Here is a 17,601-nt window from a genome sequence, read left to right on the forward strand (position 1 = left end):
ATTGTTCTGGAACTCCAACAACACCTGGAACAACGGAGAATGATCCGTCGACCGCGACGGCGCGAACTCGTCCACCAACCGCTCGAACGGCACATCGGTGTTGTCGAACGCAGCCAGATCTGCCGCCCGCGTCGCCGCCAACAACTCCACGAACGACAGGTGCGCCGACACCTCCGTCCGCAACACCAACGTCCCCACGAACATACCGACCAACGCATCCAACCCGGCCTCACCACGACCCGCGATCGGCGTACCCACCACGATGTCCTCGGTACCACTCAACCTGGCCAACAGAGCGGACCAGACTGCGTGGACGGTCATGAACATCGTTGCCCCACTGCGCCGGCTGATCTCGGTCAGCGCGGCGTGGGTGTCGGACGAGAGATGGAACGGTACCGAGGCACCGCGAAGCGACTGCTGGTTCGGCCGTGGCCTGTCGATCGGCAGCGGCAGAACCTCGGGTACGTCCGCCAGCGTGCGCGCCCAGAAGGCCAGTTGGCGTGCGGCCAGTGACGCCGAGTCGGACTCGTCACCCAGAAGAGCCTGTTGCCACAGTGCGTAGTCGGCGTACTGCACCGCGAGAGGTTCGCGGACAGGGGCAGAACCTGCCACCCGCGCCGAGTACGCGATCATCACATCCGAGGCGAGCGGCGCCATGGAGGCACCGTCGGCCGCGATGTGATGCACGACGATGGCCAACACATGCTGGTCTTCACGACCGTCGAGCCGGTACAGCGAGGCACGGAACGGCATGTCGGTCGTGACGTCGAACCCGTGGGATGCATCCGCCATGATCCGTGCCGTCAGATCGCCCGCGTCCACGTCGACGACATCGAGGACATCGAGGACATCGAGGACGAAACGGTCGTCGGGGACCGAGTGGATGTGCTGCCTCGGCCGCTCACCCGCCATCGGGAACGTCGTACGCAGACTCTCGTGCCGCGCAACCACATCCGAGACCGCTGCCCCGAGCGCTTCGACATCGAGGTGTCCGGTCAAGCGCACCGCGAGTGGGATGTTGTAGGCAGCCGATTGCGTGTCGAACTGGTTGATGAACCACATCCGCTGCTGTGCTTGCGACAACGGCACGATCTCCGGGCGCACCGCAGGCACCAACGGGGGTCGATCCGCGGCGGATTCGTCGGACTGCGCTCGCAGCGACAACGTTGCGACGGTGGGTGATTCGAAGAGCGCACGCACAGTCACCGAACTGCCCAGGGCAGAGTTCACCCGCGAAGTGACCCTGGTGGCACTGAGCGAGTCACCACCGAGATCGAAGAAGTTGTCGTCGACACCGACGGAGTCCAGCCCGAGAACCTCGGCGAACACGTCCGCTATCGCTCGCTCGGTATCCGTCGTCGGATCGCGATGCTCTGCCCCACGCGACAGGTCGGGGACGGGTAGCGCGCGTCGGTCCAACTTGCCCGCCGGAGTCAACGGAATCGACTCCAACACAACGAACGCCGACGGGACCATATGCGACGGCAACACACCCGCCACGAACTCCCGCAAACCCTCCACATCCACAACCGCACCCACCACCGGCAACACATACGACACCAACACCGTCGCACCAGACGGACCATCCACACCCACCGTCGTCACGAAATCCACATCACCATGACCCACCACCACCGAATCGATCTCACCCAACTCGATCCGGAAACCACGCACCTTCACCTGAAAATCACTACGACCCACATACTCCAACACACCCGAACCGGACCACCGCACCACATCACCCGTGCGATACATCCGCACACCACCACCGAACGGCGCCGCAACGAACCGCTCCGCCGTCAACGAAAAACGATCATGATAACCACGAGCCACACCAGGACCCGACAAATACAACTCACCCACCACACCCACCGGAACTGGCTGCAGGCGCGAGTCCAGGACGAGCTGTTCCGAACCCGAGATGGGAGCGCCGATGTCGACACCACGATCGACCGTCAGTGGCTCGCTGACCGATGAGAACACCGTGGCCTCGGTCGGACCGTACGCGTTGAACAGCGACCGCCCTGCACCCCACCGCTCGACCAGCTCCGCACTCGCTGCATCACCACCGGTCACCACGACCTTCAGATCATCCAGACCCGACGGATCCACCGACGCCAACGCAGCAGGCGTCACGAACGCATGGGTCACCGACTCGCCCGACAACACTGCAGCCAACTCGGAACCGCCGTACACATCCGTCGGCGCGATCACCAGTGTGCCGGCGCCGCCGAAGGCCAGCAGCACTTCGAGCACCGACGCATCGAAGCTCGTCGACGCGAACGCGAGCACACGCGAGTCGGTGGTGACCCGGAAGCGAGCCCGCTCCTCCTCCACGAAGTCGCCGAGTCCGCGGTGCGTGACCACCACGCCCTTCGGCACACCTGTCGATCCCGAGGTGTAGATCAGATACGCCGCATCGTCCAGCGCCGGCACCGGACTCGGTGTTTCAGGACTCGGTGTTTCAGGACTCGGTGTTTCAGGACTCGACACAGTCTCGGCAGCGACGAGGTTCGATTCGTCGAGCGAGACCCAATCCACCGAGGGCCCGGACTCGGCCAGTACGTCGATGTACTCCGACGTCGACACCCCTACCGCGACACCGGAATCCGACAGCATGTGCGCAAGGCGATCCGCCGGGTACGACGGGTCGACCGGTACGAATGCACCGCCGGCCTTGGCCACTGCCCACACGGCAATCACGTACTCCACCGAGCGACGCAATCCGACTGCCACGAACGAACCGACACCGACGCCGCGTGCGACCAACAGCTCGGCCACTGCAGTCGACCGAGAATCCAGCTCTCCGTAGGTCACCGGTGCACCCGAACCCGCAACCATCAATGCCTCGGCACTCGCCCCCGCGGCCTTCACCGCGGAGGCGAAGATCTCCGGCAACAACTGTCCGCCCACCGACGACGCACCGCGAACCGGGACCAGGGCAGCCCGCTCGGCGGACGTCAGAACATCGACGTCGCCGACCGGACGGGCCGGATCGGTGGCCGCGCTGCGCAGCAACGTCACGAGCCTGTCGAGATGCGCCTGCGCTCGGCCGTCGTCCGCTTCCGAGTCATGGACGAACCGAATCGACATACCGGCGGGAACGCCGAGCGCATCGAACGTCTCGTGCACGGTGACCACGACGTCGACCACATCGAGATCGTCGCCCAGGTCCTCGACTCCGAACGACAGAAGCACGCGGATCAAGTCCGCTTTCGTGGACCCCGCCGAGTTGACCGTCGCACCGACCGACTCCAGCGATGCGCCCGCGTGAGCCAGTGCAGCCGAATCGATGTCACGCAGCCGAGCACCGAGATCGGAGAACGACTCCGCTGCGTCGACCGACGACCGGAGGACGACGACGTTGCCGTCGGTCGATCGCGTACGCACGCCGATCGAGATGTCGGTTTCGTCGGCCAGTCGTGACAGCAGCACGGCCAATGCCGAGTGGACGGACACCAGCACGCTGGCGTTCTGGTGGTTGGCCGCCGACAACAGGCCGCGGTGGGTGGCGGCGTCGATCGACGCGGAGGCTGTCCTCGGAGTCGGAGCGCCCGTCCGTTCCCCCTTGGATCCTGCGCTGGCGAACCCGGCGAAACCGACGGGGCTGGGCGCGTCGGAGAGCACCGAGGTCCAGTAGTCGAGTTCGGAACGCTCGGCGCGCCGAATCCTTCCCACGTCCGCACTCGGGCGATGAACGGTATCGACCGCGTCGTGCGGGCTCGCTTCGACGAACGCGTCGACGACCTCGACGAACGTGCGGTGGTGACGGACGAGGTCCTCGTCGACGTAGCGATTCGGGTTTCCGCGGAAGTCCACGAACGTTCGTGCAGGGCTACCACTCTGGTAGATGTTGACCAGCAGGTCCTCGACCGGACCGGAAGTGACGATGTTGAATTCGCCTGCAATGGAACCGAGTTGGATCTGCTGGTGGAACAGCATCACGTTGACCATCGGACCCGTGAGGTCGGCGTCCCGGCCGCGCGTCGCGAGTTCGCGCCGAATGTCTTCGAGGCTGAACCTCTGGTGACGCAACGCACCCATGAGTTCCAGCTGCACCTGCTGTACGAGGTCGCCCACGGTGCCGTCGGGATCCACACGGATCGACAGCGGAGCGACGTTGACGAGCATGCCACCCGAACGACGGAGCAACGCGGTGGTTCTTGCCGACACTGGAATGTTGATCAGCACCTCGTCGCGCCCGGTGACCCTGGCGAGGTAGCACGCGAACGCGGCGATGACGACGGCCGCGGACGTCGCGCCCTTGGTCGCGTCCGATGCTTCGAGCGCATCGACGATCTCGGTGCGCAACGCTTCGCTCGACAGTGTGCTTGCCGCGACGGTCGCGCCGGGTGTGTTCGCGAGGGAAGCACCACCACGCGCGTGGCCGACGTGTTCGACCCAGTAGTCGCGGTCCGATTCGAATCGACCGGAGGAGCGGTACTCCTGGTCCAGCTGGTACAGCTTCTGCAGTTCGGCGGCTTTGGCCGGTGGCGGCTGTGTGCCTTCCTGCTCCGCGGTGTAGAGCTCCGCCGTCCGATTCACCATCGTCATGGCTCCGTAGCCGTCGAGCGCAACGTGGTGGATCTTGCTGTACCAGAGGTACCGGTCGTCCTCGACGTGAAGAATCCAGACGTCCACCAGGCGATCGGTGGTCACGTCGACCGGAGCGGTGTAGTTGCGATCGATCCACGTCTTCGCCGCGGCCATGGGGTCGTCCTCGGACCGCAGATCGAGGTAGTCGACCGAGTCGTCGATGCTGTGATCGATCACCTGCATCGGTTCGCCGTCGACCTCGAACAGACGGATGAAGGCGGACTGGAACTCATGGCCGGCTTGACGCGTCGACTTCCTCAACAACTCCAGGTCGAGGTCGCCCCGCAAGTCCACGTACTGCGCGATGCAGACAGGAACCGACGGCGCCAACTGCTGCGCGAACCACATTCCACGCTGAGCCGACGACAACGGGAACGGCTCCGATGCACCTCCCTCGGGAGGAAGTGATCCATGGGACTCGCCTGAGACCGCGGCGCGCATTCAGACACCTTTCCGAGTCGACGTCGAAAGAGACGACGAACGCAGCGAAGAATTGTCAGGGACAGTTGCCGAGGTACGTGCAGTCAACAGTCATTTCCGTTCCGAGCGTGGTTCAGCAACTGGGCCCTGGTCGAGTACAGGTCTATCGGTACGGCTATCCGCCTACCCGACCGTTCACAGTTGGTTCGTTGCGCGCTGCGGTCGGGATTGGGTTCGAAAAGAATGCCGAAAAAGGCTCGATGCCGGTTTTCGATACATTCGATGGACTTGGGGATTCATTCGGAAAAATTGGTTGAATTCGACAACCGAGCAGCGCACACATCATCGACGACCCCTCCCGTACGTACACGTCACCGACCGCGCAATTGCGGGAAATTGCGCGCCAACGATCAGTTGCGATCCAGGGACCACAGCGGTCTACAAACATACAATAAGAACCCGCCGGTTTTGTAGCGGATCACTATTGAAGAATCGAGCCTACGTCACGATTCGTTACACGAATCGCGCTCTCGAACAGGCCGACCAGGAATCCTCCGTCCGAATGACAGCTCGACATTCCCGAGAACCGCTCACGGTCGAATATCGGATTCGAAACCCTTTTCCTGCGCTTTTTCGGACTTCGAGTTTGTTCTTCTGCCGATCACTGCGGTGCCGATCACGAACGCCCCGGCCAGCACACACAGCAGATACTCCGGCCACGGACCCACTGCGGTGGCAATCGTCGTATCGGTGCGAAGAGCGACACGTTGAACGAGAACCTCCGGCACGAACAGATCGCTCGCCTGCTCGACGTCGCCCCGCGGCGACACCGTCGCGCTGATTCCGCTCGTTGCGGCGACAACGACGTCGCGGCCGTGCTCGACCGCGCGAACACGGGACATGGCCAACTGCTGGTACGTCATCTCGGTGTCCCCGAAGGTCGCGTTGTTCGTGGGGATCGCGATGAACTCGGCACCCGATCGAACGGACTCGGTCAACGCTCGGTCGAACGCCACCTCGTAACAGGTTGCGATTCCGACTGCCACGCCCGCGGCGTGGACGACACCGTTGCCCGTGCCTGGCACGAAATACCCGGCACGATCGGCATACTCGGAGAACAACCGGAAAAAACTTCGGTAGGGCAAGTACTCACCGAAGGGTTGAATGATCTTCTTGTCGTGTCGTTCACCCGGACCGTCGGCACCGTTCCAGGCGATCACCGAATTGGTGGTGGTCCTGTCGTCGTTGACCAGAACGGAACCGACCAGAATCGGAGCACCGACGGCCTCCGACGCCTCGGTGATCAGTGCCGCCGCGTCCGCGTTTCGCAACGGGTCTATGTCCGACGCATTTTCCGGCCACACGACGATGTCCGGTTCGGCCACTCGGCCCGCCGCCACGTCGTCGGCCAGGCGCAGCGTCTCGCGGACGTGGTTGTCCAACACCGCACGTCGTTGCGCGTTGAAGTCGAGGCCCAACCGAGGAACACTCCCCTGCACGGCCGCCACGGTGATGGATGGTTCGTCCCCGGACGCCTGCGCGGGCGCGAGGGTCGGCAACAGTGCGAGCGCGGCAACGGACGCGACCACGGTGGTAGCGGTGGCTGTTGCCCATCGGCCACGCGAACGTGGCCCGAGGATGCACGCCACGAGCGCTGCGATTCCGCATCCTGTCAACGCCACACCGAAACTCAGCAGCGGCGCTCCTCCGACACTCGCCAACGGCAGTAGAAACCCGTCCGGCTGGCCGAATGCGAGTCTGCCCCACGGAAAGCCCCCGAACGGAAACGACGACCGCGCCCACTCGACGAGACTCCATGCCAGGGCAATCGACAGTGGCCACCACCGAGACCTCCCGAGGACGGCTGCAAGGACGCCGAAGACACCGATGAACACGGACTCGGCGGCCGCCAGGGCCAACCAGGGCAACGGCCCGACGTAGACGCCGATCCAGGGAAGCAGCGGGACGAAGAAGCCGAGGCCCGCCACGAATCCGTACCCGAAGCCTGCTTTCTTCGACGGGCGGTTCGAAGACCCGATACCCGACACGACCCCGACGAGGATCGCGACACCGACCGGGGCGAGGAACCACAGGTGCCGAGGCGGGAAGCTCGCGAACAGCAAGAGACCGGCGACAGCAGCGAGGACGGTGGAAACACCGACGCGCAGGAACGCGCGCGGATCACGCTTCATGGATCACTCGTCCGCGGTGCACCGTGCGCAGGCAACGAGGGCTCGGAGACTGCGGATCGAGGGCGGGCAGCGGGGGTACTCCGGCCCTCGGATCGGTCGACCACCGTGCAACCGAATCGGCGGGTGCGCGCACGACCAGCTCGTCGGCATCCCAGACTGCGTAGCTCGCGGGGGCACCGGGAAGCAACGTACCTGCCAGACCGTCGCGCACACCGCCCGCTCGCCACGCACCTCTGGTGGCAGCCGAGAACGCCGCCCGAGGTGACACCGCGCTTCCTGGAGTGCGGTGTCCGACTGCGTATCGCAGAACGCCCCATGGATCGACCGCCGTCACCGGGGCGTCCGATCCGAATGCAAGGGACACACCTCTCGATGCGAGCGAGGCGAACGGGTTCAGCTCCCGCGCCCGCTCCACGCCGAGTCTGGATGCGTAGAGGGCGTCGTCACCACCCCACAACCCGTCGAAGGCCGGTTGCATGCTGGCGATCACCCCGAGAGACGCAAGAACGTCCGCCTGCGCGTCCGACACCATCTCCAGGTGCTCTATCCGGTGCCCGAGCGCAGCTACCGCCGGACCGCCGAACACCTCGGCGGTCCGGAGCAGCGCCGCGGTGACAGCGCCGACGGCACCGTCCCCGATTGCATGAAATCCCGCCTGGATGCCGGCTTCGGTACACGCGGACAGATGAGCGGCGATGGACTCGACGTCCTGGAAGGCGATGCCGGTGCCGTCATGGTCGGCGTACGGCTCGGTCAGCCACGCCGTGTGGGAGCCGATGGATCCATCGACGAACAGGTCCCCGCCCAGCGCGGCCGCACCCGTCGACGAGAGCAGCTCGCGGGCGTGCTCAGCGCTGGTGGCCAGTTCGCCCCAATAGCCGCGGACCTCGACACCGTGCTGCGTCGCCGACAACTCGGCGAAGTCGGTGGAGCCCGAGATGTCCGGGCCCGCGCACTCGTGAACCGCGCAAATACCCTGGGCTGCAAACAGATCCAGTGCCGCGAGCCGGGCCCGCGTGCGCAGCCGCGGGCCGATCAATGCCCGAGCAGTGGACCGGACCGCGTGATGGGCGTCGGCCGTGACCGGCTCCTGCGGGTCGAACCCCAACTGGGAGCTCGTGATTCCGCTGGCAATCCGAAGGGGCGACGAGCAGGCGGCCGAATGTGCGTCGATCCGCGACAGGTACACGTTTCGGCCGGGCGCAATCGCGTCCAGATCGGCAGTGGTCAGCGCCCCGCCATCGCCCCACGTCGAATCGTCCCAACCTTGTCCCCACACCACATCGTCGGATGTCTGCTCGACGTGCCGCCGGATTCGGTCCAGGCAGTCGGCCCGAGTCGCAGCTCCCGTCAGATCCAGTCCGAAGACGGACAACCCGAGTGCCGTCGTGTGCACGTGCGAATCGACGAACGCAGGCGCGACGAATGCGCCTGCGAGATCGATTTCCTCGGCGCCCGGATGCAGGGCTCTGCCCGTGCGATCCTCGCCGGTCCATGTCACGACACCGTCGGTGACGGCCATCGCCGTTGCGTCGGGTGCCGTCGGGCTGTAGATCCGTCCACCGAGGAGCAGTTGGGTACTCACGACAGACCAGTCTGCCCTCAGCGAGTGGGCTTCTGGAAATCCTGAGGCTGAGCTTCGATGATGGCCCCGGACAGCCGCGGGCCCGTCGAATCCGGGACGACCTCGCCGTCGATGACCGTCGGCCGCATCCGCGCCGTGGTCGCGGCGACAGTGGGCATCCACCGCGCTGCGGCGAGCAGGACCAACGGACGCAACGCCCACCTCGTGAACGGCAGCAGGAGCAGGATGCCGAAGAGCGACGTCACCAAGCCGGGCACGAACATCGCCACCGCGCCTATGGCGAACAGCACACCGTCCGCGACTGCGACACCGGGCGCACGCTCACCACGTCCGGCGGCGCGCAAGCCGTCCATCACCCGGCGTCCCTGAGAGCGGACCAGGATCAAGCCGACAGCCGACCCCGCCAGCAACAGCAGCACGGTCCACAGCACACCGATGGCGCTTCCTACTGCGACCAGGGCAGCTACCTCGACGATCACGTAAAGAAGAAAGAGAGCAAACACCGTCGTTCCTTTCGTTGCCTGTAGCGACAACGAACGAAGTGGTCTGGAATACTCCCGACCCCCGAGAGGTCTTCGTTTTTTATCAGGAACCGAGGCGCCCTACGACCCAGGACGAACGAGTCCGGTCTCGTAGGCGAGCACCACAGCCTGCACTCGGTCACGTAGACCGAGCTTCGTGAACATGCGACCGACGTGGGTTTTGACCGTCGCCTCGGACAAACCGAGCCGTTGCGCGATCTCGGCGTTCGACAATCCCGTCGCCAGCAGCTCGAGGACTTCGCGTTCGCGATCGGTCAAAGCGTCGAGCATCGCTGGATCACGCAACGGGGTGGCCTCGTCCGCGACCATTCTCGTCAGCAATCGCTTGGTGACCTTGGGCGAGACGACGGCATCTCCCCCAGCGATGCTGCGGATGGCGGACACCAGATCGTCCGGTGGAGTGTCCTTGAGGAGGAACCCGCTCGCACCGGCGCGGATCGCGCCAAGCACATGCTCGTCCAGATCGAAGGTCGTCATCACCAGCACCCGCGAGTGCGACGCCGAGGACGTGATCTGCTCGGTCGCCTCCACGCCGTCGATGCCGGGCATCCGTACGTCCATCAGAACGACGTCGGGCTGCAGGTCGGCCACCGCCTCCAACGCCGCTTTGCCGTCGGCGGCCTCACCGACGACGTCGATGTCCTCCTGCGCGTCGAGCACCATCGTCAGTCCCATACGCATGAGTTCCTGGTCGTCGACGATGAGAACGGATATCGGCACCTGCACAACCTATCTTCACTCGAGCGGTAGCTCTGCTCGTACTCGCCACCGACCGTCCGACATCCTGCCCGCGTCCAACGTTCCCTGCAGAACTGCGACCCGCTCCCGCATACCCAGCAAGCCGTTTCCCGTCCCTTCGACGGCGATGGGCGGGGCACCGACACCGCTGTTGAGAATCTCGACGAGCACGTCCTCGTCGCGACGGATCACCGACACCGACGCTTTCGGGGCGTGTCCACCGTGCCGAAGCACGTTCGTCAGCGATTCCTGTACCAGCCGGTGGACACCCAGGCTGATCGCCGGACTGATGTCGTCGAGATTGCCGGTCTGCTCCAGCTCCACGTTCAATCCGGCCCTCGACATCATGTCCACCACCTTCGCGAGGCCGGCGGTGCCGTACATCGGCATGTCGTCCGCGTGCGGGTTGGTGCGCAGAAGCGCAACCGTGCGCCGTAGTTCGGCGAGAGCCGCGCGTCCCGTTGCGGAAATGTTCGCCACGGCCTGCTCGGCACGTTCGGGATCCTTCCGGATCGCGTAGGACGCACCGTCCGCCTGGACGACCATCACGCTCACTCCGTGGGCGATCACGTCGTGCAGCTCTCGTGCGATGCGGGTGCGCTCCATCGCCACCGCATCCTCCGCCCGCCGATCACGGTCGTACTCCGCGACGGCGAGCCGTGCCTCGACCGCCTCGTCGTAGGCACGACGTGCGCCGAGGAACTCCGCCGCCAGCCAGGCCAGCGCGTACATCAGCACCGTGAACAGAATCGACGTGAACGGATCCTGATCGAGGAAGACCAACGACACCATCCCGTCGACGGCCACGGCCACGAGGTAGATCGCACCCTCGCGCCGACCGACGTACGCCACCAGCGTGTACAGCATGATCGGAAGCGCGAGCAGCGACGGATGCAGACTGGTAGTGTCCCCCAGCGCATGTCCGGTGAGAACACTCAGGATGGACACGATCAGTACCGCTCCGGACACTGTTCGCGGGTGTCGCCTGCGCCACGCGACCGGAGCCGACACAGCCACGGCGACAAGTACGAACAACGGCCACAGCACATCCGTGGCCGAGCCGATGAACACTATGGCGTCGGTCAGGAACAACGCGCAGGCCAGGAGAGAATCCGCGACGAAGGGCTTGCCCCTGAGCCACAGGCTGAATCTGCGCATGTGATTGAGTTTGCCGTATGACGGCTGCCGACTGGGGATTGCTCATGGTTGCCGCGTTCAGCGCCGGGTGGGTCGATGCCGTCGTCGGAGGCGGCGGCCTCATCCTGCTTCCGGCACTGCTCGTCGTGGCCCCTGGATTGTCCGCACAAGCCGCTTTGGCGACGAACAAGATGACCGCGGTGTTCGGAACGTGCGCAGCCGTCGTCACCTTCGCTCGCAAGATAAAGATCGAATGGCGAGTGATGGCGCCTGCAGGCCTTGCCGCAGCCGTCACGTCGGCATGCGGTGCGGCCGCAGTCTCTCTCATCGACCGCGACCTGTTCATTCCGATCATCATGGTCGTCCTCGTGGGAGTCGCCATCCTGGTGACGGCGCGGCCGACGATCGGCACTGTGGCAGCCCACAATCCACCGAGTCGACGCAAGTTTCTCGTGGTGGTCTTCCTGGCGGCGGGTGCATTCGGCTTCTACGACGGAATCCTCGGACCGGGCACCGGCACGTTCTTCATCATCGCGTTCGCCACCCTGCTCGGTACCGAGTTCGTCCGCAGTGCGGCGATGGCGAAAGTGCTGAACCTCGGTTCCAACGTAGGCGCTTTGGCCTTCTTCGCGATCACTGGCCACGTGCTGTGGCAATTGGGTGCTGCGATGGCCGTGTGCAATGTGATCGGCGCGCTGCTCGGGTCGAGGACCGCACTGTCGAGGGGATCGGGGTTCGTCCGAATCGTGCTGTTGGTGGTCGTGATCGGCATGGTTGTCCGCCTGGGATGGCAACAGTTCGGCTAATCTCCATCCCTGTGACCCTGCCTCCGCACACGCACACACGCACCGTCGATGCGGATTTTCTCGAACTCCCTCTGAAAGCACTGGCCGGTGCCGCACTGGACGCGGCGAAGCGAGCCGGGGCATCCCACGCGGACTTCCGAGTCCACCGATCGGTCACCCAGTCACTGAACATGCGCGACAGCATCGTCCAATCGGCGGTGGACAGTTCGGAGATCGGTCTCGCGGTCCGTGTCGTCGTCGACGGAACGTGGGGGTTCGCGTCCGAATCCGAACTGTCGGAAGCGTCTGCGTCGAAGGCAGCGCAGTCCGCTGTTGCAGTCGCCCGGGCACTGCGATCGCTCAACCGCGAATCCGTCGAACTGGCCGACGAACCCGTGTACCGCGACGCGACGTGGGTGTCCCCCTACACCGTCGATCCGTTCTCGGTCCCGACGACGGAGAAAGTAGAGCTTCTCGCCGCCTACTCGGATTCCCTCCGCACCGCCGAGGGCATCGACCACGTCACTGCGTCCGTCCTGCAGGTCAAGGAACAGACGTTCTACGCCGATCTCGCCGGCAGCTCGATCACCCAGCAGCGGGTTCGCCTGCACCCACAGTTCGAGGCCACCACCGTCGACCACGAGGCAGGCGCGTTCGAGACGATGCGCACGTTGGCACCTCCCACCAGTCGCGGATGGGAGTATCTCGGCGCCGGCAGCACCTGGGACTGGTCCGACGAACTGGAGCGGATTCCATACTGGCTGTCGGAGAAAGTGAAGTCTCCGACGGTCACCCCCGGCACTCTGGACCTGGTCATCGACCCGACCAACCTGTGGCTCACCATCCACGAATCGATCGGCCACGCAACCGAATACGATCGTGCCATCGGATACGAGGCCGCCTACGCGGGCACGTCGTTCGCCACGCCCGACAAGTTGGGGACGCTGAAATACGGCAGTGACCACATGCACGTCACTGCGGATCGCACCGAACAGCACGGACTCGCGAGCATCGGATACGACGACGACGGCGTCGCCGCGCAGCAGTGGGACCTGGTCAAGGACGGCGTACTCGTCGGCTACCAGCTCGACCGCGTGTTCGCCCCCAGACTCGGCCTGCCTCGTTCCAACGGCTGCTCGTACGCCGACTCACCCCACCACGTACCGATCCAGCGCATGGCCAACGTGTCGCTTCGACCGGACCCCGACACCGACCGTACCGTCGACGATCTCGTGGCCGAAGTCGAGGACGGCATCTACATCGTCGGCGACAAGTCCTGGTCCATCGACATGCAGCGGTACAACTTCCAGTTCACCGGCCAACGCTTCTTCAGGATCAGGAACGGCCGGCTCGACGGCCAGGTTCGCGACGTCGCGTATCAGGCGACGACAACCGATTTCTGGGGTTCGATGGACCTCGTCGGCGGCAAGTCCACGAGGCGGCTCGGTGGTGCGTTCAACTGCGGCAAGGCACAACCCGGGCAGGTCGCGGCGGTCAGCCACGGATGCCCGGCTGCACTGTTCCGCGGTGTCAACGTGCTCAACACTCGATCGGAGGCAGGCCGATGATCGCCGGACACGAGGTGATCGAACGTGCACTGTCCGCGGCGACGGTCGACGAGACGATCGTGATCGTCACCGATTCCAGCGAGGCCTCGCTCCGCTGGGCCGGCAACTCGATGACCACCAACGGCATCTCGACGCTTCGACGCTGGACGGTGATGTCGATCGTCCGCACCGACGCAGGGGCACGCGCCGCGACCGTGTCCTCCACGTCGGTGGACCCCGCGGACATCGCGGGCGTCGTCGCCGCAGCGGAACGAGCAGCGCGCGCGGCCGGTGTCGCCGAGGATGCGATGCCGCTTCTGACGGGCACCAGCGTGCCGGACGGCTGGGAGACACCGTCGCAGCGAACGAACATCGACGTGTTCGGTTCGCTCACCGGTGGCCTGTCGTCGGGGTTCGACGGCACCGACCAGCTCTACGGATTCGCACACCACCAGGTGGAGACGGTGTGGCTGGGAAGTTCGACCGGGATCCGCAAGCGATACACCCAACCGACAGGATCGGTGGAGATCAACGGCAAACGCGGTGACGCCAGCGCGTGGGTCGGCACCGGGACCACGCGGTTCGACGACGTCGCGGTGGACTCACTGCTGGCCGATCTGTCCACGCGCCTGGACTGGGCCGACACACGCGTCGACCTCCCGGCAGGACGGTACGAGACGATACTGCCTCCGTCGGCAGTCGCCGATCTGATGATCTATCTCATGTGGACGATGGAGGGTCGGGGCGCCCAGGAAGGACGCACCGCATTGTCGCGCGCCGGTGGAACTCGCATCGGAGAGAAACTCGGCACTCTCGACCTGACATTGTTCTCCGATCCCGCGGCACCCGGCCTCGAGTACTCGCCGTTTCTGGCGACGGGATCGTCCAACGACTCGGTGTCACTGTTCGACAACGGGCTGCCGACCTCACGCGTCGACTGGATCGCCGACGGCGTGATCAATGCCCTCTCCTATCCCCGCTTCGCAGCCGAGGAGTACGCGACTCCCGTGACCGTGCCTGGGGACAACCTGATCCTCACCGGTGGCGACACGTCCATCGAGGACATGATCGCCAGGACCGAACGTGGTCTGCTTCTGACCACGCTGTGGTACATCCGCGAGGTCGATCCCGCGACGCTGCTGCTGACCGGCTTGACACGAGACGGCGTCTACCTGGTCGAGGACGGCGAGGTCGTCGGATCGACGAACAACTTCCGTTTCAACGAAAGCCCGCTCGACCTGCTCCGACGAGCAAGCCAAGCGGGCATCAGTTCGCCGACACTACCTCGGGAATGGAAGGACTGGTTCACGCGAACAGCGATGCCGCCGTTGCGCATTCCAGACTTTCACATGTCCTCGGTCAGCGCGGCCCAGTAGTCGTCGACACCTACTCGGCCGGTCCCGACACCTCGAGTGCGATGTTGTCGGGGTCGCGGAACTCGAGGATCGCGAGGCCGGGGCCTCCGCTCTTGATTCCCTCGTGCGCGATACCCAATCGGTCGAGAGTGTCCACCGCATCCTGCAGCGCCTGCCGACTGTCCACGCCGAAACTCAGGTGATCGAGCCCCGCACGGTCCGCGTCGAAGTTGTCGTCGTCCGGTGCGACCGGACGGAGACCGAACAATCCGCCGGGGAACTGATAGATGACTCCACCGAACAGAAACCACAGGGATTTCTTGGTCTCCTCATCGGCATTCGGGTCGTACTCGAACGCCACATCGAAACCGAACACGTCGTCGTAGAACTTTCGCGACACGTCGATGTCGCTGACCGTGAGCCGGACATGATGGAAATCCGTAGCTGCAATCGGCACGGTGCTTCTCCGCTCTGGTGGTCTCTGCCACCCGTTGTTGGTCCTCTATCCGACACCGCCCTGCCTGTCGTCCGCAGGCCGCCGACGTACATGTACCCACTTGCGCATATCGGAATCAGACCGAACGGGATCAGGTGACACCGCGTCACGCGGACCCGTCGTACACCTGAACTCCGCCCAGATAGGTCGCGAGAACGTCCAGGTCCGCGATGGTCTCCGGTGGGACGTCACGGGGGTCGGCGGACAGAACGACGAAGTCCGCGTACTTGCCGACCTCGATCGATCCGATGACGTCGTCGGAGAACAACTGCCAGGCGGCATCGATGGTCTGCGCGCGGATGGCCTGATCGACCGTCAGGCACTCTTCCGGGGCGGACACCGATCCGCTGGGCGTCGTTCTGGTCACCGCCACGGCGATGTTGCGCAGCGGTTCCTCGGGTGTGACCGGCGGGTCGTTGTGCAGCGAAATCCTCATGCCTGCTGCGACGGCAGACCCGGCAGGCATCCAACGGCTACCGTGCTCGGGACCGAACAGTCCGTCCACCAGGACGTCTCCCCAGTAGTGGATCTGATCGACGAACAGACTGCACGTGACACCGAGAGCCACAGCACGCCTCAACTGATCCTGCCGGATCGCGCCGACGTGTTCGAGCCGAAGCCGGTGATCGGAACGAGGATGACGGCGAAGCACACTGTCGTAGACATCGAGAATCGTGTCGATCCCGTTGTCTCCCATCACGTGACACGCGATCGGCCAGCCGCGCGGGAAGTAGGCGTCGACGATCTCGGTCAGTTGTTCGTGGGTGTAGTTGGCGTGTCCGCAGGACCCGGGTTCGACGCCGATGCTGCGGGTCGCGTCGGTGTCCAGGTACGGGAACGACAGATCTATGTTGCCGATCCACGGCGAGCCGTCCACCCAGATCTTGATTCCGGTGTGCCTGATCATGTCGTCCCCAGCCCCGGGATCGGTGCTCGCCGTCATCGCCGGACTCGACATCTCGTAGGTCCGGAGCCGGACGGTCAACGCTTCGGACTCCTCGAACCCGGCCACCAGCGGCCCGAATTTCGGGTCGTACGCCATCTCGGAACACGTCGTCAGGCCGGCACGGTTCAGCCGTGCACATTCAGCGGCAAGCATGGCCGGATAACCCCCTGCGGTCATCGCACCCGCGACGAGCGGAAACACCGCTCCGGTTTCCCGCGCGGTCCCGTCCAGCTCGCCGTCGACGTCTCGGCCGTACGCCGCGCCTTTGGGGTCGGGGGTGTCTCGATCCAGACCCAGGCTCCGTGCTGCTGCCGAATTGAAGAACGCGAGATGCCCGGAATTGTGCAGAACGACCAGGGGTGTTGCCGGCGCGATCGAGTCCAGCCAGTCCAGTGTCGGATCGGGAAGTCCGTGCTGCAACAGTGCATCCCAGCCGCTGAGGAACGCTCCGTCGTCACCGCGTCTGGCGACTTCGCTCCGTATCGCGTCCAGGATTTGCGTCGGATCGGTCATCGTCACCGGGCGGATGTCGACCATCCGATCCGAGAGCACCAACGCTTCCATGAGCGGATGACCGTGGGCCTCGACGAGCCCCGGCAGCACGCATCCGTCGCCGACGTCGATCACCCGGGTGGCGGGACCGACGAGAGGTTCTGTTTCGGCCCGAGAGCCGACGGCCACGATTCGGCCGCCTCTCACACCGACGGCTTCGGCGGTGGGAAAGGATGGATCGACCGTCAGAATGCGGCCGAGAAGTACCAGGTCTGCGTCACCGAAGTCCGACATGAGCGCCAGTATGGCGCCCGGCGCGGGCAATCACCGCCGGATTCGAAGCGACTACGCGCCGTGACCGCCGGATCTCACCCGATCATGATGGGACGACGGAAATGCCGACCGTCCCCGATTTGCCACGACGCAGTGAACTGCCCTTCACCGTCAGCCATCCGAGGATGCCGTACTTCGACGCGATCGCCGCACGTGCCTGCTCGGTACCTGCCGCATCGAGGATCTCGGCGACGCCGTCCACCGCCGCGCCTTCGACCTTGCCACGCGCAGTGCACGGCGCAACCGTCACCTTCGCGTTTCGCTTGATCCGCTTGACCTTCCACGAGTCCGTCGTCGTCCACACCAGCAGCCGGTCGCCGTCGCGCGCCCCCCACAGCGGCGTCGCGACGGGCGTGCCGTCCTTCTTGAACGTGGTGAGCGAAACGTACTTGCCGTCGGCGATCTCCTGGAACGTGGCCATGCCGACCAGGATACGG

The 17,601-nt window shown here is 64.9% G+C and carries 12 protein-coding genes; 3 read left to right on the top strand and 9 right to left on the bottom strand.

From position 1 onward, the window contains the following. From H292_RS26635 to H292_RS0100035, 6 genes are all read right to left on the bottom strand, one after another. Positions 1-5,037: non-ribosomal peptide synthetase (locus H292_RS26635; RefSeq protein WP_020110045.1), on the bottom strand; the 5,037-nt coding region annotated here is incomplete at its 3' end. Between the two features lie 569 nt (positions 5,038-5,606). Next, positions 5,607-7,208 carry an apolipoprotein N-acyltransferase gene (lnt, locus tag H292_RS0100015; protein ID WP_020110047.1) on the bottom strand — a complete coding sequence of 534 codons (1,602 nt, stop codon included), beginning with the start codon at positions 7,206-7,208 and terminating at the stop codon, positions 5,607-5,609. Then, positions 7,198-8,793: an amidohydrolase gene (locus tag H292_RS0100020; RefSeq protein ID WP_020110048.1), complete on the bottom strand. Its 1,596-nt coding sequence runs from the start codon at positions 8,791-8,793 to the stop codon at positions 7,198-7,200. Before H292_RS0100020 ends, lnt begins: the two co-directional genes overlap by 11 nt. 17 nt (positions 8,794-8,810) lie before the next feature. Continuing rightward, on the bottom strand, positions 8,811-9,296 hold the full coding sequence (locus H292_RS0100025) for an FxsA family protein (RefSeq protein WP_179275334.1): 486 nt from the start codon (positions 9,294-9,296) through the stop codon (positions 8,811-8,813). 99 nt (positions 9,297-9,395) lie between these two features. After that, positions 9,396-10,055 (bottom strand): response regulator, encoded by a 660-nt coding sequence (locus H292_RS0100030; protein WP_027498505.1) that lies wholly within the window; start codon positions 10,053-10,055, stop codon positions 9,396-9,398. A 15-nt stretch (positions 10,056-10,070) separates the two neighbouring features. Next, complete coding sequence (locus H292_RS0100035) at positions 10,071-11,231, bottom strand: sensor histidine kinase (protein ID WP_020110050.1); 1,161 nt, start codon at positions 11,229-11,231, stop codon at positions 10,071-10,073. Positions 11,232-11,248: 17 nt separating this feature from the next. Between H292_RS0100035 and H292_RS0100040 the strand changes: the two genes are divergently transcribed. From H292_RS0100040 to H292_RS0100050, 3 genes are read left to right on the top strand one after another with little or no spacing between them, the layout of a single operon-like run. Then, complete coding sequence (locus H292_RS0100040; protein ID WP_020110051.1) at positions 11,249-12,016, top strand: TSUP family transporter; 768 nt, start codon at positions 11,249-11,251, stop codon at positions 12,014-12,016. Further along, the gene (locus H292_RS0100045; RefSeq protein WP_051127714.1) at positions 11,998-13,563 is read left to right on the top strand and encodes a TldD/PmbA family protein; all 1,566 of its coding nucleotides are present in this window, start codon (positions 11,998-12,000) and stop codon (positions 13,561-13,563) included. The genes H292_RS0100040 and H292_RS0100045 overlap by 19 nt, the downstream gene beginning before the upstream one ends. Further along, positions 13,560-14,918: a metallopeptidase TldD-related protein gene (locus tag H292_RS0100050; protein WP_020110053.1), complete on the top strand. Its 1,359-nt coding sequence runs from the start codon at positions 13,560-13,562 to the stop codon at positions 14,916-14,918. The genes H292_RS0100045 and H292_RS0100050 overlap by 4 nt, the downstream gene beginning before the upstream one ends. Positions 14,919-14,928: 10 nt before the next feature. On the opposite strand, the gene H292_RS0100055 is transcribed toward H292_RS0100050, so the two are convergent. The 3 genes from H292_RS0100055 to H292_RS0100065 form a co-directional block, all read right to left on the bottom strand. Then, on the bottom strand, positions 14,929-15,354 hold the full coding sequence (locus tag H292_RS0100055; protein ID WP_019666244.1) for a VOC family protein: 426 nt from the start codon (positions 15,352-15,354) through the stop codon (positions 14,929-14,931). Positions 15,355-15,499: 145 nt separating this feature from the next. Next, on the bottom strand, positions 15,500-17,125 hold the full coding sequence (locus tag H292_RS0100060; RefSeq protein ID WP_037187895.1) for an amidohydrolase: 1,626 nt from the start codon (positions 17,123-17,125) through the stop codon (positions 15,500-15,502). An 82-nt stretch (positions 17,126-17,207) separates the two neighbouring features. Beyond that, positions 17,208-17,585, bottom strand: a complete 378-nt coding sequence (locus tag H292_RS0100065) for a PPOX class F420-dependent oxidoreductase (protein WP_020110055.1) — start codon at positions 17,583-17,585, stop codon at positions 17,208-17,210. Positions 17,586-17,601 lie beyond the last annotated feature (16 nt).

It is taken from the genome of Rhodococcus sp. 114MFTsu3.1 (assembly GCF_000383555.1).
Lineage (GTDB): Bacteria > Actinomycetota > Actinomycetes > Mycobacteriales > Mycobacteriaceae > Rhodococcoides > Rhodococcoides fascians_E.